The following is a 16,701-nucleotide window of genomic DNA, read 5'->3' on the forward strand; positions in this document are numbered from 1 at the left end:
TTTTGTGAGAAAAATGACATTCTAAACTGTAGGGGGAGGGACGTCACCTTCTTTGCTGGAACCGCTTCCGAAGGGGCAATCTGGGCCGCGAAGTGGACGCGTCAAGCGGGCGCTGAAACAAAAACGCCGACCTGCAAGGGTCGGCGTTTTCATTTTTATTCTTGGTGGCCCGGGGCGGAATCGAACCACCGACACAAGGATTTTCAGTCCTCTGCTCTACCAACTGAGCTACCAGGCCAAGGCGCGCAATTATAGCAGACGGATTTTCCTTTTGCCAAGGCTTCAGCCCAGTACGATAGAATGTTGTCATGAGTGCAGCAAACCTCGATCCCGGACAGATTGCGTTCATGCGCGGAGGCGTGTCGATCAGCGTGGCCAGTTGCGACCGCAACGGCTTGCCCCAGCTTGTGCGCGCCATCGGCTGCCGCGTCAGCGACGACGGCCGCCGGGTCACGGTCTTCGTGCCGGAAGCGAAGTCGCAGGCGGTGCAGCGCGACATCTTTGCCAGCGGCGCCATTGCCGTCGCCTTCACCCAGCCTTCCACCCACCGTACCATGCAGCTGAAGAGCCGCGATGCGCGGGTGGCGGCGCTGCAGCCGGACGACGTGCAACTGGTCGAGGCTTACCGCGACGCCTTCGTGGCGGAGGTGGGCGCGATCGGCTTCCACGAAAAGATGGTGCGCACCCTGCTATCGTGCCCGCCCGAGGAACTGGTGGCGCTGAGCTTCTGTCCCAGCGAGGCCTACAGCCAGACGCCGGGGCCCAACGCCGGCAAGAAGCTGGAGGCAGGCGAATGAGCGCGATCATGCTCGACACCATCCGCGAGTGCTTAGAGGGCGTCATCCCGGCTGTGCTGGGCACGGCCGACCTGGCCGGCATGCCGAACGCCTCCTACCTGTCGCAAGTGCAGTACATGGACCGCGACCACGTGGCGCTGTCCTACCAGTTCTTCAACAAGACACGCGCCAATATCCTGGCCAATCCGCATGCCAGGCTGACGGTGGTCAATCCCTATACCGGAGCCCAGTATTCGCTGGCGCTGCAATACCTGCGCACCGAAACTTCCGGCCAACTGTTCGAAAGCATGAAGGCCAAGCTGGCCGGCCTGGCCTCGCATGTCGGCATGACGGGCGTATTCAGGTTGCTTGGCTCCGATGTGTTCCGTGTCACCGAGATCGTCTGCGTGGACCGCGATGTGGCGCCGCCGCCCCCGCCGCCGCGCAACACCCTGGCCGCACTGCGCCTGTGTTCCGAGCGCCTGCTGGCCTGCCGCGACCTGGCGCAACTGTTCGATGAAACCATGGCTTGCCTGAACGAGAAGATGGGCATCAGCCACGCCATGCTGCTGCTGCACGATCCGCAGGCGGCCTGCCTGTACACGGTGGCCAGCCAAGGTTACGAGCAATCGGGCGTGGGCTCCGAAATTCCGCTGGGGCAGGGCGTGATTGGTGTCGCGGCGCGCGAAGGCACGGCAATCCGCATCAGCCACATGACGGCCGAATACAGCTACAGCCGCGCGATCCGGCAGCAGGCGGAAGGTACAGGGCTGGGACATGCACTGCAGACCGAGATTCCCTTTCCAGGGCTGGCCGCATCGCGCAGCCAGCTCGCCGTGCCGATCCAGGGCTGCGAGCGCCTGATCGGCGTGCTGTACGTGGAAAGCCCGCAAGACCTGCGCTTTAGCTACGATGACGAAGATGCGCTGGTGACCTTGTGCGGCCAGCTGGCGATGGCCATGCACATCATGCAGAACGTGCCGGTTCCCGAGCCTGAGCCCGAAATGGAGGCGCTGCCCGATGTGCAGGGGATGCCATTGGCGGTGCGCCACTTCGGCGACAACGATTCTGTCTTCTTCGGCAACGACTACATGATCAAGGGCGTGGCGGGAGCCGTGCTGTGGGCCTTGCTGCAGGACTTTGTTGCGCATGGCAAGACCGCCTTCAGCAATCGCGAACTGCGGCTGGACCAGCGCGTGCGCCTGCCGGACATCAGCGACAACCTGGAAGCGCGCCTGGTCCTGCTGGCGCGGCGCCTGTGCGAACGCGAGGCGCCGGTGCGCATCGAGAAAACAGGACGCGGCCATTTCCGCTTGTGCGTCCAGCGCCCCTTGCGGTTGACGGAAGCCTGAGCCTGCGGCGCTTCATGCGGCGATCGGCTGCGGCGCTGCCAGTACTGCTTCCAGCTTCTGCATGTCGCGTGCGCTGACCAGGCTGCGCGTGAGTGACAGTATGCCTTCGAACAGCGGCGGCGGCATGCCGGCGCGCATGCCCAGCAGCATGCCGGCGCGTTCGGCCGGGCTCACGGCCGGGATCATCCAGCGCATGGTTGCCTGCATTTCCTCCGGCGTAATGGCAGCAATGATGCGCTCGTGGATCTGGTGCAGTTCCTCGTCGGAGTAGCAGGTCCACAGCACGGCATTGTGCTCGGTTTCCTCCAGGTTCATATGCACCAGGTTCTCGCCGATGAAGACCGACAGTTGCAAGTGCAGGTGCTCCAGGTGCTGGAAGCGGGCGCCGCCGACCGCAGTGGCACAGTGGTCGCACAGCGCCAGCAGCTTGTCGATGGCCCAGTCGTGGTGATCATGGTCGCCTTCGGCCAGCTGCGCCGAGCCGGGACGGCGCGCGTTCATTGCAGGATGCACGAAATCGCGCTCGTGTTGCAGGTGCTTGCGCATCATGGCCAGCAGTTCGCGCACCTGCGCCAGGCTGCCCTGCAGGTCTTCGTTATCGGCGGCGTCGGTGCGGGACAGGCGGCTTTCCGTGTCGCTCATGAAGTGGCGCAGCGCCTTGTGGATGCCGGAGTACATATTGATTCGCGGTTTGCTCATGTCATTCGTCCTCGGGTGGGTACGAAGAGAATGGTAGTCATGAAGACATCGCCGCGTTCTTAAAAACTCCCTCAGCAAACCTTAAAAACTTCTTAAGCAAAAGTCGGGGTCAGGTCTGGCAATCCGCCATTTTGGCGGATTGCCAGACCTGACCCCGACTTTCATGGTGCACGTTGGCGCGACTTCAGCGTGGCGCCGTCGAGGGCGAACAGCAGCACATGCTCGCCCATGCGCGGGCGGCCGTCGGGGCCGGGCTCCAGGGGGATGGGTGGCGTGGACTGGTACAGCCAGACTTCGCGGCCGCTGCCGAAGCGCAGGCTGAGCTGGGGCGGGCCCAGTGCGGCACGCGTTGCCGTACGGTCGCGCGGGGCGGCCGGGCTGGCGGGTGGCGGGTCGTCCATGTATTCGAAGCCCAGCAGGGTGTCGTCCGGCCAGCTGCGGTCCCATATCGGGGCGAAGTAACTGCGGTCGAGCAGCACTTGGCAGTCGCAGTAGGGCATTTCAGCAGCGGGCGGATTGCCCGCATACAGCGCGTGGAAGGGCAGGGTGGCGTGCCGCTCGCCTGCCTGCAGGGTAACGGAGAATAACGGTTTTTCCGTAAAGAACATATAGTTGCCGTGCGGGTCGCTGCATACCTTGTCCGGACTGCGCAGGAACTCATCGAGCCAGGCAAACAGGTGGGCGTTGTTGGACACCAGCCCGGCCTCCATGCCGACCAGGCATTCCAGCCGCAGGTCGCCCAGGCGCCGCATGCCTGCCGGTACGCCCGGGCTGCGCACTTCGGCGCGCCATGTCATGGACAGGGTCTTGCGGTTGGCAAGAACCGCGCTGTCTTCGCGCCACAGTTGTTCGTTGTAGTCCAGCGTGAAGCTGTTGTCGGCGCCGACCGGCACCGACATGCTGGTGGTATCGCCCACCACCTTCAGCCTGATGCCTTGCATATCGGTGCCCGGCTGGCGCGGCAGGAGGCGGAAGCGCAGCGTGGCCTGCGGCGCCAGCGCGCGCTCGCGCTTGAAACGCTCCACGCCCTGCAGCATCTTGCGGTAGGACTTGTCCACCGGTGAACGGGTGCCGGGCACCTCCACCGTGGGCAGCGCCAAGGCCGAGGCCAGCGCCAGCAACAATGTCGTTTTCCACATAATTACAGATTGTGGCATCCTGCTGAAATCCTCGCACAATGAATGCGCGCAGCAGTGCGCGCCCGCTACTGATGATCAATGAAGCCCCGGCGCTTGAGAGTCTGTCAACCAGGTATGAACTCTTGGTATCCAGCATCAGCGACTACGCGATCTACATGATGGACACGGAAGGCCGCATCAGTAGCTGGAATGCGGGCGCCCAGCGTTTCAACGGTTTCAGCGAAAGCGAAGTGCTCGGCATGCATTTCTCGCGCTTCCATACGCCGGAAGACCAGCAGGCCGGCCTGGCGCAGCGCGCCCTCGCAACAGCGCTGCGCGAAGGCCGTTTTGAAAGCGAGGGCTGGCGGGTGCGCAAGGATGGCTCGCAGTTCTGGGCCAGCGTGGTGATTGACCCAATCTATACTCCGGACGGCGAGCACGTCGGCTTTGCCAACGTCACTCGCGATATCACGGAGCGCAAGCGCGTCATGGAAGCGCTGCGCGAAAGCGAACGGAGTTTCCGCCTGCTGGTGCAGGGCGTGATCGACTACGCGATCTACATGTTGTCGCCGCAAGGCCTGATCACCAACTGGAACCTGGGCGCGCAACGCATCAAGGGCTATGCGCCGGAGGAGGTGCTGGGCACCCACTATCGGCGCTTCTTTACTGAAGATGACAAGGCGGCAGGCGTGCCGGATCGCGCGCTGGAAGTTGCGGCGCGGGCGGGCCGCTACGAAAGCGAAGGCTGGCGCGTGCGCAAGGACGGCACGCGCTTCTGGGCCCACGCCGTGATTGATGCGCTGTACGATGATGACGGCGAGTTGCTCGGCTTTGCCAAAGTCACGCGCGACAACACCGAGCAGCGCCAGGCGCAGGAATCGCTGGAGCAGGCGCGCGCGGCCCTGTTCCAGGCGCAGAAGATGGAATCGATCGGGCAATTGACGGGCGGCGTGGCGCACGACTTCAACAACCTGCTGGCTGTGGTATCGAACGGCATCGACATCCTGCGCACCGCGCCGCCGGAAGCTGCCGGTGCGCGCGTGCTGGACAGCATGCGCCGCGCGGTCGACCGGGGCGCCGCGTTGACGCAGCAACTGCTGGCCTTTGCGCGCCAGCAGCCGCTGGCGCCCAGCGTGCAGCAGCTGAACCGCCTGGTGCTTGGCTTCGAAGGCGTGCTGCGGCGCGCGGCCGGCCCGCTGATGCGCTTTGAAATGGACCTTGACCCCAAACTGCGCCAGGCCTCGATTGACGAAGCGCGCTTCGAGGCAGCCCTGCTTAACCTGGTGGTCAATGCGCGCGATGCCATGCCCGAAGGCGGCACGCTGGAAGTCACCACGCGCAACGTCAGCCTCGAAGCCAACCAGGAGGGAGCCCTGCCTGCCGGCGACTATGTGCGGGTCAGCGTTGCCGACACCGGCACCGGCATGAGCGAGGAAGTGCGCCGGCGCGCCTTTGAACCGTTTTATACCACCAAGGAAGTCGGCAAGGGTTCCGGCCTGGGATTGAGCCAGGTGTACGGCTTTATCGTGCAATCCGGCGGCGGTGTGACAATCGACACCGAGGAAGGCAAGGGTACATGCATCAATCTCTTCCTGCCGGCCCTGGAGGAGGCGGTGCCGGAAACGCCGGCGCCGCGCGCGGCGCGCGAGGAACGCGTGCTGATCGTGGACGACGACCCGCTGGTGATGGAATCGGCGCGCGAACTGTTCCAGTCCATGGGCTACGCCACCTTGCATGCCAACGATGCGGCGGCTGCCTTGCGCGCACTGCAGCGCGACAGCGAAGTCGACGTGCTGTTCAGCGACGTGATGATGCCGAACGGAATGACCGGCCTGGAACTGGCGCGCGAAGTGCGCCAGCGCTACCCGCGCATCAAGATCATCCTGTCTTCCGGCTTCCCGCAGTCGGACCAGGAGTTTGCCGTCGTCGGCAAGCCGTATCGCCTGGCCGACCTGGCCCGCCAGTTGCGCACCGCCTGAGTTACACTCTACGGCTTTGGCACAAGCCGCGGAGGGGACATGAAAAAAATCGTACTGGGAGGATTGGCCATGCTGATGGCTGGCAGCGCCATGGCAGCGTCGGTGCAGGACGTGGCGGAACGCTACCGCAAGCTGGTGCTGGCCATCGGCCAGCATGACAGCAGCTACGTCGATGCGTATTACGGCCCGCCGGAACTGGAACAGCAGGCGGCGCAGGACAAGCAAAGCCTGGCATCGATCAAGGCCGGCGTGGTGGCGGCACAGCGCGACATCGCACAGCAGAAGGCCGCTGGCGCCGACGAAGCGCTGCGCATCGAGTTCCTTGCCAAGCAGCTCAAGGCCATGCAGGCCCGTGTCGACATGCTGGAAGGCCGCAAGTTCAGCTTCGACGAGGAGACCGCGCTGCTGTACGATGCCGTCACTCCGCACCACGATCGCGCCTATTACATGACGCTGGTGGCGCAGGTCGACAAGCTGCTGCCGGGCGAGGGGTCGCTGCCGGAGCGCCTGAAAGCCTTCCGCGCAAAGTTCGCGATCCCCAAGGACAGGCTGAAGCCCGTCTTCGATGCTTCCATCGCCGCCTGCCGCGAGCGCACCGCCGCCTTCATGGCCTTGCCGCAGAAGGAAAGCTTCGTGCTGGAGTTCGTCAGCAACAAGCCGTGGTCCGGCTATAACTGGTACAAGGGCAATGCGCATAGCCTGATCCAGATTAATACCGAGTTCCCGATCTACATCGAGCGCGCGGTGGACCTGGGCTGCCACGAAGGCTATCCGGGCCATCACGTCTACAACGCCTTGCTGGAACAGGCGCTGGTCAAGCAGCGCGACTGGGTGGAGTTCAGCGTGTATCCGCTGTTCTCGCCAATGTCGCTGATTGCCGAGGGCAGCGCGAACTACGGCATCGAAATGGCGTTCACCGATGACGAGCGCCTGGCCTTCGAGCAGAAGGTGCTGTACCCCTTGGCGGGATTGGACCCCGCCCTGGCGCCGCAATACGCGCAGCTCATGAAATTGCTCGGCAAGCTGAGCTACGCCGACAACGACGCGGCGCAGGCTTACCTGGAAGGGAAGTGGACGCGCGAGCAGACCATCGAATGGCTGGTGAACGTGGCCTTGTACCCGCCGGAGAAATCGGCGCAGCGCCTGTCCTTCTATGACGCCAACCGCGGCTACGTCATCAACTACAACCTGGGCAAGGACCTGGTCAAGGCCTGGGTGGAAAAACATGTGACGGCCACCGATCCGGTGGCCGCCCGCAAGCAGCGCTGGGAAGCGTTCAAGACTTTGCTGTCGTCGCCGCGCCTGGCCAGCGGCCTACGCTGATGAGCTGATCAGGCAGCTTTTTTCGCGCTCAGGCATTCTTTCATGAAGGCCTTGCGCTCATCGCCCTTCTTGCCTGCCGCGTCTGCGTTGCAGGTCTTCATCTTGTCCTGCTGTGTCGCCGGCGCGGCGGGTTTCGCACTCAGGCATTCCTTCATGAATGCCTTGCGTTCGTCACCCTTCTTGCCTTCGGCTTCCTTATTGCAGGTCGTCATCTTGGATTGCTGGGAGTTCTTTGCCGGCGCCGGGTCCGCGGCGAAAGCGGCGGAACAAGACAGGGCCAGGGCGGCAATGATCAGTTTTTTCATGAGGGGTTCCTTCTAACAGTTGAGTTGGTCTTGCGGTAGTAACTATACATAGATTTTTTGTCGATGTGACCTATCCTCAAAGGACGCCGATGAGTTCAAACGGTCGTTTCTACTGGGGAGTGAACATGGACAAGAACTTGAAAGGGGCAAGCTATGCCGGCCTGGCGCTGCTGTTGCTGTCGGCCTGCGCGGGCACGGATCCAAAACTGGGCGGGGCGCCAACCATGGCCACCGGTTCCGCGGGCGGCGCCACGGCGTCGAATGCGAATACCCAGTTGGAAAAATGTGACAAGCCGCTCGGTACGCTCGGCGTGGTGGAAGATACGGCTGCGCCGTGGTACCACCACCTGTCGCAATACAAGCTCGGCTCAACCGTGCCAGTGCTGCGCATGATGATCCAGCAATCGAATTGCTTCGTCGTCGTCGAACGGGGTGCGGCAATGGGCAAGCTGATGCAGGAACGGGCGCTGGCTTCGTCCGGTGAAATGCGGGCCGGCAGCAACTACGGCAAAGGCCAGATGGTCGCGGCCGATTACACCATGAGCCCGAGCATCACCTTCAGCCAGAAAGGCACGCAGGGTGTCGGCGGCGCGCTGGGCGGCCTGGGACTGCTGGGTAGCGTGGCGGGCGTTGTCGCTGGCGGGCTGAAGGCGAACGAGGCCTCGACCACCTTGCTGATGGTGGACAACCGTTCCGGCATCCAGCTGGCGGCGGCGGAGGGCAGCGCCAAGAACTATGACTTCAACGTTGGCGGCGCGCTGTTCGGCGGCGGCGGCTTCGGCGCGGCCGGTGGCTATTCCAACACGCCGGAGGGCAAGATCCTGATCGCCTCCTTCATGGATTCGTACAACCAGCTGGTGAAGGCGGTGCGCAACTATAAGGCGCAGGAGGTTGCCGGCGGCATGGGCACGGGCGGCGCGCTGGGTGTGCAGGGCGGATCGACGCCGGCATCCAAAGAGCTCGAGAAGAAGGCCGGCAAGAAGAAAAACTGAGTTCCATTGCGGGCCAGGCGAACTATAGTGTAAGTAGCTCTTCGGAAGGGAGGCCGCCATGACCCGCAAATATATCGACTGCCGCGAATTCCCCAGCGATGCGCAATGCAGCGTCGCGATATCGGCAGACAACGAAGACGAGCTGCTGGAAGTGGCCGTCCAGCACGCCGTCTCGGTCCACAAGCATGCGGACAGTCCTGAACTGCGCAGCGCCATCCGCGGCATGATCCATGAAGGCATGCCGCCGGAACATGCGATGCCGCCAGGCGCCACGACAGGCGCGCCGGAAGGCGTCAGGCCGCACTAGGCGGCTTGCTCCGAGGGCCGGGTTTCCAGGTGGCGCAGCAGGTCGCGCCCGAGCACGCGCAGGCGCGCTGTCTCGACCTGGCGTTTCTTGTAGGCGTCATGGCTGGCTGGGCCTTCCAGCGTGCGGCCATGGCTGGCCTTGTCCATCAACTGGATCTCGTACTCGAAGAAGAAGCCGATGTCGTAGTCGGGGCCGCCGCTTGCCGGGTCGTCCGGCGGCAGGTGGATCATCTTGCGGACCGTAACCTGGATGCTGTTGAAGCCGGCGCCGCTGTGCGGGTTGTCGGCCCGCGTTTGCGGCGACGAGATGGCCATCAGCTCCGCATCCATCTTTTCCAGTAATTCAGCCGGGTAGCCGTCGGCCGCTTCCAGCAGGCAGCGGTACTGGCTGAACACTTCCTTCGCGGCCTCCATGTCGAGCAGGGTGTTGCGGGTACGCTGGGAGTCGACATTGGTGACCGATATCAGGTGGGCGCGCTGCAGCGTGCGCAAGGCAAGCAGGCATTCGAAGCGCGTGTTGAACACCAGCCGCACGCCGAGGTGGTCGAAGATGTCGGCAGCCAGGTAGGCGGCCTTTTGCAGCAGCTTCAGCAGGATACTGCCGCGGCTTTTGTTGTTCTTGCGGTCAAAGTGCAGCAAGGGCAGGCAGGTTTCGCCATCGCTCAGGTAGAACTGGCCATCCTCTTCGCGGATCACTTCGTCCAGGCTGGCAAACACTTGCTGGCGAATGGTGTTGAAGTAGCGCAGCTTGAGGTTGTTATCGATGTAGAAAATGCCGTGCATGACTTTCAGCACGGCGCAAGACCACATGCGGCGCAGCTCGACTTGCTCATTGCCGTGCAGGGAAGCGAATACCAGCAAGTCCAGCGGGTCTTCCGGCACCCTCACTTCCGGCGGGACCAGGGCGGCCTGCACGGGGGCGAGGAAGCTGGTGCAGATGAAATCCAGCGCTTCAGCGTGGGCACGGGCGATCACTGCGCGCGCATGCGGATTGTCGATGTCGAAGCCGTATTCGCGCACGAACTGGCGCGCGTCATGCTGGTTGCGCAGGGCCAGGCCGCCGAGGTCGATGGCCGACACGCCGGAGACGATGGCATTCAGGTAGGTCCAGTTCAGGGAAAACTTGCCCTGGCACTTGAGTGAGGGATGCATGGCGGCGTTCGTGAATTGGTGCAACCGTCCAGTCTTTAAAGAAAGTATCGCAGTCGCCGGTGCAAGCCGCAAGCGCGGTGTTGTATCGAAAGCGGCCCTGAGTTCCGGCGGGCTGCGCACGATTGAAAATCGCATTTACAACGACGTTATTATTTTAATAATATAGTGTCGGCCGAAAATTATTCTCCTGAAATAACTGTGATTCCACCCATTCCCAGCCTGCGGTTTGATAACCGTACCGAGTTCGACGCGCTGCACTTCGATACCATCGACCAGAACGGTGTCGCGTTTCACGTGATCGTCGCCAAGACAGGATACCGCATGGCGCCGGGTGAAACCGCTGGCATGGCCAGGCTCATTCCTACCGATGAGCCGTTGCCGCTGTAAGACAAGGACCAACACTTTGATGACGATCTGGAAAAGAGTGTAAGGGTAGAAAGCGACCTGGCGCCGTATAAGCCGCTCTGCGATGTCTTGGTCATCGGCGAAGCCCATCCACCAGCCAACGTTAAGGTGCCGCATTTCCATGTCGGGCTGCGGGTGAACCATCCTGATGTGCCGGCGCCGATCCCCGAGCGGCCGCGCGCGCTCAATCCCATGCAGGCTTTGTCGCCCGCTGTTTTCGAGGAATGGCAGCGGGAAGTGGAAATCGCGGAGCGAACACGCCTACCCGGCAAGGTCCTGATCGACAAGACCCTGAACGTGACGGGGAAGCGCTATCTGCGTCGCCGTGCCGCGCCTGTTCGATGGCTGGGTGGCTTGCTGCGTGCCGCGCCGTGGCGCCTGACATCCGCAGAGCCGGCAACGGCTATCCCGCTGCGCTACGAGTCGGCTTTTGGCGGCCAGTGCCGCGTGGAGCGCGCCAGCGGCTTGACGAAACGGATTCCAAAGAAGCACCGCATGAAAGATGAGCAGGCCGCCAATTATCCGACGCCGCCTGGCGCCCCGGACGCGCACGACAGCAGCCAGTAAAATCCGGCAGGCTGTGGTTTCAGCAGGAAGTGGTACCTGGACGCGACCCGGACTTCCGAACTGCCGGCACCCTGCATTGAATATCCGGCGCGGCCGTTCAGTGCGGACTTGTTCTGGAAGGTAGCCCAAGGCCAAACCGACCTGGAGAGCGCCGGCATGGGATATGTGGGGCGTGGGTGGCTGCCTCGCCGCACGCTGGTCGGTACGGTCGAAGAAAAGTCCGACTGGCAGGAAAACGAGATACCGCTTCTGCCCAAGGATTTCGATTTCCGCTATTGGAACGGCGCCCCGGATGACCAGCAGTGTCCTCACCTGGCTGGCGGCGAGCAGTTCACGCTGACCAACTTGTCGCATCCTTCGTCGACCCTGGCGCAGCTTGACCAAGCGGGCAACCGTCACCTGGCCTTCGCCTTGCCGCAGCAGTCGCTGTTTGTCATGGGCGCAACGGAGGCGGGCGGGATTGCGGTCCTGCCGCTGGCGATCGACACCGTCGTGATCGATATGGAAGCCGAACGGCTTGAATTGGTGTGGCGGCTTGCCATTGTCGCCGACGGGGAATTCGAGGACGTTCGCCTGATGCACGCTACCGAACCCGAGCAGCTGGCACGCCTGAACGAATGGCCGTCTACCCAGCCTGAACCCGCTCCCCTGGCCGCCTGATACACCGCACAACCCGCAACAAGAATCGCCATGGCTCACGAAACAGTCACCAAATCGAAACGCTTCTACTGCGTCAGCCTCAGTCCGGACTTCTGCAAGACGCCAGTGGGAAGCAGCGTTGCCGTACTCCCTTACAACATCAAGGGGGAATTCAAGGACGCGGCCGACGTCTCAAGAAACGTCAAGACCCAGGGCGAACCGGTCCTGCTGCACAACAAGAGCTTCATCCCGAGCATCACAGGTGATGAACGAGGCACCTTGGGTGGCATCAAGAGCCAGACCTACCTCAAGCGCGCGCAGCCAATGGAGTTCAGTTCGACCAAGGGATCGAATGGCGCGCAGACGATACAGGAATCGCGCCTGATCTACATGAACGACAAGAATACGATCGGACGTATTCACGAACGCCAGGTGCAAGCGCCGCGTCCGCGGCTGACAATTCTGGGTGTCGAACTGCCGACGTTGAAAGAGGCTGCACAGGAATACAAGGATAAGTACTCCGAACCGATGCACCAGTTCGGCGGCAAGGCAATGGATGTCGGCGGCAAGATCGGCATGGGCAGCGCCGCGCTGGGCGGCGCTGGACTTGCGGTCGGCACCACCGGCGTCGGCTTGCCGGCAGCGGCTGTGATGGAGACTGGCGCTGCAGCCGGTGCTACTGTTGGCGGCGGCGTGGCTGCTACGGGGCTTGCCGTTGATTCGACGGCTACTGCACTTGATAATGCCGCCAACTTCGTCCTCACCGGAAAGGCGCCTGACGTGATGGGCATGGCCGGCGATATGGCATGGAACGCTGCGGAAAACCTCGCTCTGAAAAAGCTGCCCTTCGTCGGCGGTTGGATCAAGAAACTGGCAGCCAAGAAGAATGCCGTACCAGGCAAGACCCCGACACCGCCCAAGAAAGCGCCGCCAGAACCCAAGAAAGCGGATGGTCGCAAAGGTGACAAGGAAGGGCATGATGGTGGGAAGACCAAGAAGCCCAAGGGAGAAAAAGCGGAAAAACCGTTCGACTGCTGCCCCAAAAATGGCGCGCCGGGCGGCAAACCCGTGAAAAGCAAACGCCCTGTGCACTTTGGCACTGGGGAAGAAATCCTGCAACAAACGGACTTTGTATTGGAAGGACCGACACCCCTGGAGTGGGTCCGGACGTATCGATCCGGTTCCGAAACGGAAGACTGGGGCGTATTGGGCGCGCGTTGGGCGACGCCTTTCACGAGCTCAATCTCAGTTTGCGCCCAAGGCATTGTCTATCATGACGACAGCGGGCGTGCACTGCGCTTGCCCATGCTCGCCATCGGCCAGGAGCACGATAGCAGAGCCGAAGGTTTTACCTTGCGCCGCGACAGCGAAAATCAGATCACGCTGGTTTGGCGCGATGGGGCGAACGATACCTACCTCTCAGGACCGGATGGCTGGCTGCCGCATGGTTACGAAGGCGTCAACGCAATGCTGGCGCCACGTGCCCCGGTGCGTGCCCAACGGTACTATCTGGGCCGGCACGCTGGTCGTGACGGGAACGGCATCCAGATCGAGCGCATCCATGAGGCCAAACCAGGAGAAGCGCTGCTGCGTATTCGCACTGACGACGGACTGATGCTCGAAGCGCTGCGTGACGGCTATCTGCCAGAAGAGGTGGCTGACGATGCGCCAGTAGCAATGCCACGTATTGGCCGCGTTGAACGAGTCGATGCCGATGGCAGCCGCCAGTGCCTCGTTCGCTACAGGTACGAAGCCAGCCTTATTGACGCCAGCGATCCTCTCACCACATTCCCACTGCGCTGTGATCTGGTAGAGCAAACTGACCTGGTCGGCCAATCGCGTACCTACAGTTATCAACATCACCTGCTTAGGCTATACACCACTTACACAGGGTTCGCGCACGGGCTGGAATGGGTCAGCCTGGCCTTTCTGCGTGAACGCTGGGCTGGCTCCCTACTCGGAGCCCCACAACTCGCTGAACGCCATCCGATCAACTTCAACAACAGCTATCAGGCGCGCGCCATACGCACCAACACGTCCGACGGAAATGGCGAAGTACAGATCGACTATGTTGATGCCGACACTACCCGCGTCACTGAAGCTGACGGCGGTGTACTGGAATACAGTTTCAACGCCAACTGGCTTGCGACATGCGTGCTCCGCATTGGACCTGACGGCAATGCACGCGTACTGGGACGGCGGGAATGGGACCGTGACGGCATGCTGCTGGCCGAAATCGATGCCGAACACAATGCCACGCGATACGAGTACGACCTTGCTGGCAACCTGACGTCGATCACCGATGCCCAAGGCAATACGACCCATATCGAATATGATGGTCACAACCAGCCCATCGCCGTCACCGATGCGCTGGGCCATACCACTCGTAGCCGTTATGACGAGGCTGGACGCATCGTCGAGCGCATCGATGCATTGGGTCACAGCACCGGCTATGCCTACGATGCGCAAGGACGCCTTTCGCTGCTGACAGATGCACGCGGCGGCACCAAGCGCCTTGTATATGACCAGGGCGGTCGACTGGCTGCGTACACTGATTGTTCCGGCTTTACCACGCGCTACAACTATGATCGGAATAGCCGCCTGGCCGAGCATATCGACGCCGCCGGCAATACCAGCCATTACGCCTACAATGCGCATGGCCAGCTCGCAGCCGTGACGCGCCCCGATCAAACGACAGAGCAATTTGAATACGACGCCGAAGGGCAACTGCTTGCCTATACGGACGGCAAAGGCCAGGTCACGCGCTATCGCTACAATGGGCATGGCCAGCCAATCGAACGCATCGACGCCAAAGGTCAGACACTAAGCTATGTCTACGACAAGGCGCTCCGCTTGATCGAACTGATCAACGGTAATGGCGAGTCATATCGCTTTGCTTATGACGCCGAAAGCCGGCTGGTCGGCGAAACCGGATTCGATGGCAAGACCACGAGCTACACGTACAACCAGGCGGGCCAGCTGATTGGGACTGCCTGCAATGGCGTACAAACCGAATTTGCCCGCGACGCGCTGGGCCAACTGCTGGCGAAAAGCAGCCCCGATGGCGCGGTGCGCTACGCCTACGATGCGCTTGGGCGTTTGATTGCGGTGACGTCGCCACAGGCCGAGAATCGCTTTGAGTATGACCCGCTAGGACAATTGGTTGATGAACGTGTCGCTTATGCACTGGCCGCCCCACGCCTGCCTGACACCCCAAGAGAGTATGTGGCGGCCTTTACGATGACCCATGCCTACGATGAGCTGGGCAATCGTATTCAGACTATCCTGCCCAACGGCCGCCGTATCGACACGCTGCGCTACGGTTCTGGCCATTGGCATGGCACGTTATGGCAAGGTAAATCACTGGTCGATTTGGAGCGCGACCAGCTGCATCGAGAAACTGCGCGTCAGCTTGGGGGCGAACGGGAACGCCTGACGGAGAGCCGAAGCTACGACCCGCAATCGCGCCTGCGCACCTTCACGTTGAGTAAAGGAGCTGAGCGCCTGCATGAGCGACGTTACGAATACGACGCTGCGAGCAATCTGACGCTAATCGACGACCTCTCAAGCGGCAGTACACGCTACACCTATGATCCGCTAGGCCAGCTGCTCTCAGCAACGCAACGCGACTTGAAGGAAACGTTTGCCTTCGATCCTGCCGGCAATTTACTGGATCCAGATGCGAGTGGGAATCCGGTTCAAATCGACACCCGCAAGGTCCTGCGTGAACTGGATGCGCAGCCAACCAATATAGCGGCCATTCCGCCAAAGCTGGCCAAAGTCACGCATAACCTGCTGCGACAATACATGGGGTATGTGTATGAATACGATGTGCAGGGGAACACCATCAGCAAGCGCTTGCGCGTGGCAGCAAGTGCCAACGACGAAGGCGTCCTTGAATTTTCCTACGATACAGAAAGCAGACTGACGACTGCAACTCGTACTTTTGCCAATTCTCGGCAAATTGCACGCTACAGCTACGATGCATTTGGAAGGCGCATTGCCATGCAGTTGACCTCGCAACACTGGGAAGCCGCACAACCCGTCCCGCAAGTCGACGTCGCCCTTACCGACTCAATAACAATCTTCGTTTGGGACGGGGACAGGTTAGTACAGGAAGTCAATGCTGAGAGGACGGTAACGTATTTGTACGAGCCGGATAGCTTCGTGCCGCTGGCCAGTGTCGAGTCAGGCGAGGGGGCTGCCACCTACATGCCGAGCGGAACTCACCTGCGGCATATTAGGAACTGGGAATTACACGGCATCAAGGACGACTTGGGCGAACACGTAAAAGCACGTCAATGTCACTTGGAGGCAGCCAGGGCGAGCTGTCAGCAAAATGATTGGGAGCGCCGACAGCACCTGGCCTGCAATGACGCTTCAAAGGATATTATCCTCTACTACCAGTGTGACCACCTTGGTACTCCGCTTCAATTGTTGGACGAGAATGGAAAGATCTATTGGTCGGCACGTTATCGTGTTTGGGGCGAGATACTTCAATACTATGCTACTGACGTCTTGCAGCCGCTGAGGTTTCAAGGGCAGTATTATGATCAGGAAACGGGACTGTACTACACACGGCACCGTTACTTTGATCCAGTTACGGGGCGATTTGTTTCTCAAGATCCTATTGGATTATTGGGCGGCGAAAATCAATATCAATACGGGCCGAATCCTACCGGATGGATAGATCCATTAGGGCTGCAAAGGAAAAATAAGAAGTCCGCGCCGGAAAGGAAAGAAGGTAATCCCAATAGCGCAGAGACGAGCCCCTGCAAGAATTTCGTACGGGTCAGACATTACACTGGGGTTAGTAGAGCAAAAGCCATTATAACTAGCGGTGTTATTCAGCCAGGGGAACACAACCGCGTATATCTTGAACTTGCATCAAGTAAGCCGTTGAGCGCGCAAAAAGTTGCCGATAAATATAGAATTCCTATTGAGCGAGGCAAGGCTTATGTTGAAACAGATGTTTGTGAAGATAAAATTGAGTGGAAGGCAAACCCTTTATATGGATCCAAAGAGGCCACCGTAAAAGGTCCGATTACTCTTCGCAACCCGACTATTACTATTCAAAATTAGGTGATT

General features: G+C 61.1%; 12 protein-coding genes, 1 tRNA gene and 1 pseudogene. 9 read left to right on the forward strand and 5 right to left on the reverse strand.

The genetic code is table 11. The features are described from left to right. Positions 1-162: 162 nt before the first annotated feature. Positions 163-238: transfer RNA gene (locus ACN9MU_RS05740), tRNA-Phe, on the reverse strand. Between the two features lie 70 nt (positions 239-308). On the opposite strand from ACN9MU_RS05740, the gene ACN9MU_RS05745 reads away from it, so the two are divergent. Continuing rightward, entirely contained in the window at positions 309-797 is a 489-nt protein-coding gene (locus tag ACN9MU_RS05745) for a hypothetical protein (RefSeq protein WP_426168282.1), read from the forward strand. Further along, the gene (locus ACN9MU_RS05750; RefSeq protein WP_426321032.1) at positions 794-2,128 is read left to right on the forward strand and encodes a GAF domain-containing protein; all 1,335 of its coding nucleotides are present in this window, start codon (positions 794-796) and stop codon (positions 2,126-2,128) included. The genes ACN9MU_RS05745 and ACN9MU_RS05750 overlap by 4 nt, the downstream gene beginning before the upstream one ends. Before the next feature lie 12 nt (positions 2,129-2,140). Here ACN9MU_RS05750 and ACN9MU_RS05755 read toward each other — a convergent pair whose 3' ends face one another. Both ACN9MU_RS05755 and ACN9MU_RS05760 read right to left on the reverse strand, forming a co-directional pair. Beyond that, positions 2,141-2,827: a hypothetical protein gene (locus tag ACN9MU_RS05755; protein ID WP_426336944.1), complete on the reverse strand. Its 687-nt coding sequence runs from the start codon at positions 2,825-2,827 to the stop codon at positions 2,141-2,143. A 161-nt stretch (positions 2,828-2,988) separates the two neighbouring features. Beyond that, the gene (locus tag ACN9MU_RS05760) at positions 2,989-3,984 is read right to left on the reverse strand and encodes a hypothetical protein (RefSeq protein ID WP_426336945.1); all 996 of its coding nucleotides are present in this window, start codon (positions 3,982-3,984) and stop codon (positions 2,989-2,991) included. A 53-nt stretch (positions 3,985-4,037) separates the two neighbouring features. Here ACN9MU_RS05760 and ACN9MU_RS05765 point away from each other — a divergent pair, with 53 nt between their 5' ends. Together ACN9MU_RS05765 and ACN9MU_RS05770 are read left to right on the forward strand one after the other, a co-directional pair. Next, positions 4,038-5,924 carry a PAS domain S-box protein gene (locus tag ACN9MU_RS05765; protein ID WP_426337623.1) on the forward strand — a complete coding sequence of 629 codons (1,887 nt, stop codon included), beginning with the start codon at positions 4,038-4,040 and terminating at the stop codon, positions 5,922-5,924. 39 nt (positions 5,925-5,963) lie between these two features. Further along, positions 5,964-7,247, forward strand: a complete 1,284-nt coding sequence (locus ACN9MU_RS05770; protein WP_426336946.1) for a hypothetical protein — start codon at positions 5,964-5,966, stop codon at positions 7,245-7,247. Positions 7,248-7,255: 8 nt separating this feature from the next. Here ACN9MU_RS05770 and ACN9MU_RS05775 read toward each other — a convergent pair whose 3' ends face one another. Then, positions 7,256-7,552, reverse strand: coding sequence for a PsiF family protein (locus ACN9MU_RS05775; protein WP_426168298.1), 297 nt, complete (start codon positions 7,550-7,552; stop codon positions 7,256-7,258). 125 nt (positions 7,553-7,677) lie between these two features. Here ACN9MU_RS05775 and ACN9MU_RS05780 point away from each other — a divergent pair, with 125 nt between their 5' ends. Together ACN9MU_RS05780 and ACN9MU_RS05785 are read left to right on the forward strand one after the other, a co-directional pair. Further along, complete coding sequence (locus tag ACN9MU_RS05780) at positions 7,678-8,544, forward strand: CsgG/HfaB family protein (RefSeq protein ID WP_426168301.1); 867 nt, start codon at positions 7,678-7,680, stop codon at positions 8,542-8,544. Between the two features lie 58 nt (positions 8,545-8,602). After that, a complete protein-coding gene (locus ACN9MU_RS05785) occupies positions 8,603-8,851 on the forward strand; it encodes a DUF1059 domain-containing protein (RefSeq protein ID WP_426168303.1) in 249 nt (82 codons plus the stop codon). On the opposite strand, the gene ACN9MU_RS05790 is transcribed toward ACN9MU_RS05785, so the two are convergent. Then, positions 8,848-10,002: a TIGR04552 family protein gene (locus ACN9MU_RS05790; RefSeq protein ID WP_426344287.1), complete on the reverse strand. Its 1,155-nt coding sequence runs from the start codon at positions 10,000-10,002 to the stop codon at positions 8,848-8,850. The two genes, ACN9MU_RS05785 and ACN9MU_RS05790, sit on opposite strands and share 4 nt — an antisense overlap. 198 nt (positions 10,003-10,200) lie before the next feature. Between ACN9MU_RS05790 and ACN9MU_RS05795 the strand changes: the two genes are divergently transcribed. The 3 genes and pseudogenes from ACN9MU_RS05795 to ACN9MU_RS05805 all read left to right on the forward strand — a co-directional run bounded on the left by ACN9MU_RS05795 (position 10,201) and on the right by ACN9MU_RS05805 (position 16,695). Further along, on the forward strand, positions 10,201-10,389 hold the full coding sequence (locus ACN9MU_RS05795; RefSeq protein WP_426344288.1) for a hypothetical protein: 189 nt from the start codon (positions 10,201-10,203) through the stop codon (positions 10,387-10,389). An 18-nt stretch (positions 10,390-10,407) separates the two neighbouring features. Beyond that, positions 10,408-11,634 (forward strand): annotated as a pseudogene (locus ACN9MU_RS05800) (DUF2169 family type VI secretion system accessory protein); the annotation flags it as partial. Between the two features lie 30 nt (positions 11,635-11,664). Beyond that, entirely contained in the window at positions 11,665-16,695 is a 5,031-nt protein-coding gene (locus ACN9MU_RS05805; RefSeq protein WP_426344289.1) for an RHS repeat-associated core domain-containing protein, read from the forward strand. The last annotated feature ends 6 nt before the right edge of the window (positions 16,696-16,701 follow it).

This window comes from Pseudoduganella sp. R-32 (assembly GCF_049913245.1).
GTDB lineage: Bacteria > Pseudomonadota > Gammaproteobacteria > Burkholderiales > Burkholderiaceae_D > Rugamonas.

Bases quoted from the DNA above. Each gene is read 5' to 3' on its own strand.
- ACN9MU_RS05750 (WP_426321032.1), top strand. From the start codon at position 794: ATGAGCGCGATCATGCTCGACACCATCCGCGAGTGCTTAGAGGGCGTC.
- ACN9MU_RS05745 (WP_426168282.1), top strand. From the start codon at position 309: ATGAGTGCAGCAAACCTCGATCCCGGACAGATTGCGTTCATGCGCGGA.
- ACN9MU_RS05770 (WP_426336946.1), top strand. From the start codon at position 5,964: ATGAAAAAAATCGTACTGGGAGGATTGGCCATGCTGATGGCTGGCAGC.
- ACN9MU_RS05755 (WP_426336944.1), bottom strand. From the start codon at position 2,827: ATGAGCAAACCGCGAATCAATATGTACTCCGGCATCCACAAGGCGCTG.
- ACN9MU_RS05780 (WP_426168301.1), top strand. From the start codon at position 7,678: ATGGACAAGAACTTGAAAGGGGCAAGCTATGCCGGCCTGGCGCTGCTG.
- ACN9MU_RS05785 (WP_426168303.1), top strand. From the start codon at position 8,603: ATGACCCGCAAATATATCGACTGCCGCGAATTCCCCAGCGATGCGCAA.
- ACN9MU_RS05775 (WP_426168298.1), bottom strand. From the start codon at position 7,552: ATGAAAAAACTGATCATTGCCGCCCTGGCCCTGTCTTGTTCCGCCGCT.
- ACN9MU_RS05805 (WP_426344289.1), top strand. From the start codon at position 11,665: ATGGCTCACGAAACAGTCACCAAATCGAAACGCTTCTACTGCGTCAGC.
- ACN9MU_RS05765 (WP_426337623.1), top strand. From the start codon at position 4,038: ATGATCAATGAAGCCCCGGCGCTTGAGAGTCTGTCAACCAGGTATGAA.
- ACN9MU_RS05760 (WP_426336945.1), bottom strand. From the start codon at position 3,984: ATGCCACAATCTGTAATTATGTGGAAAACGACATTGTTGCTGGCGCTG.
- ACN9MU_RS05790 (WP_426344287.1), bottom strand. From the start codon at position 10,002: ATGCATCCCTCACTCAAGTGCCAGGGCAAGTTTTCCCTGAACTGGACC.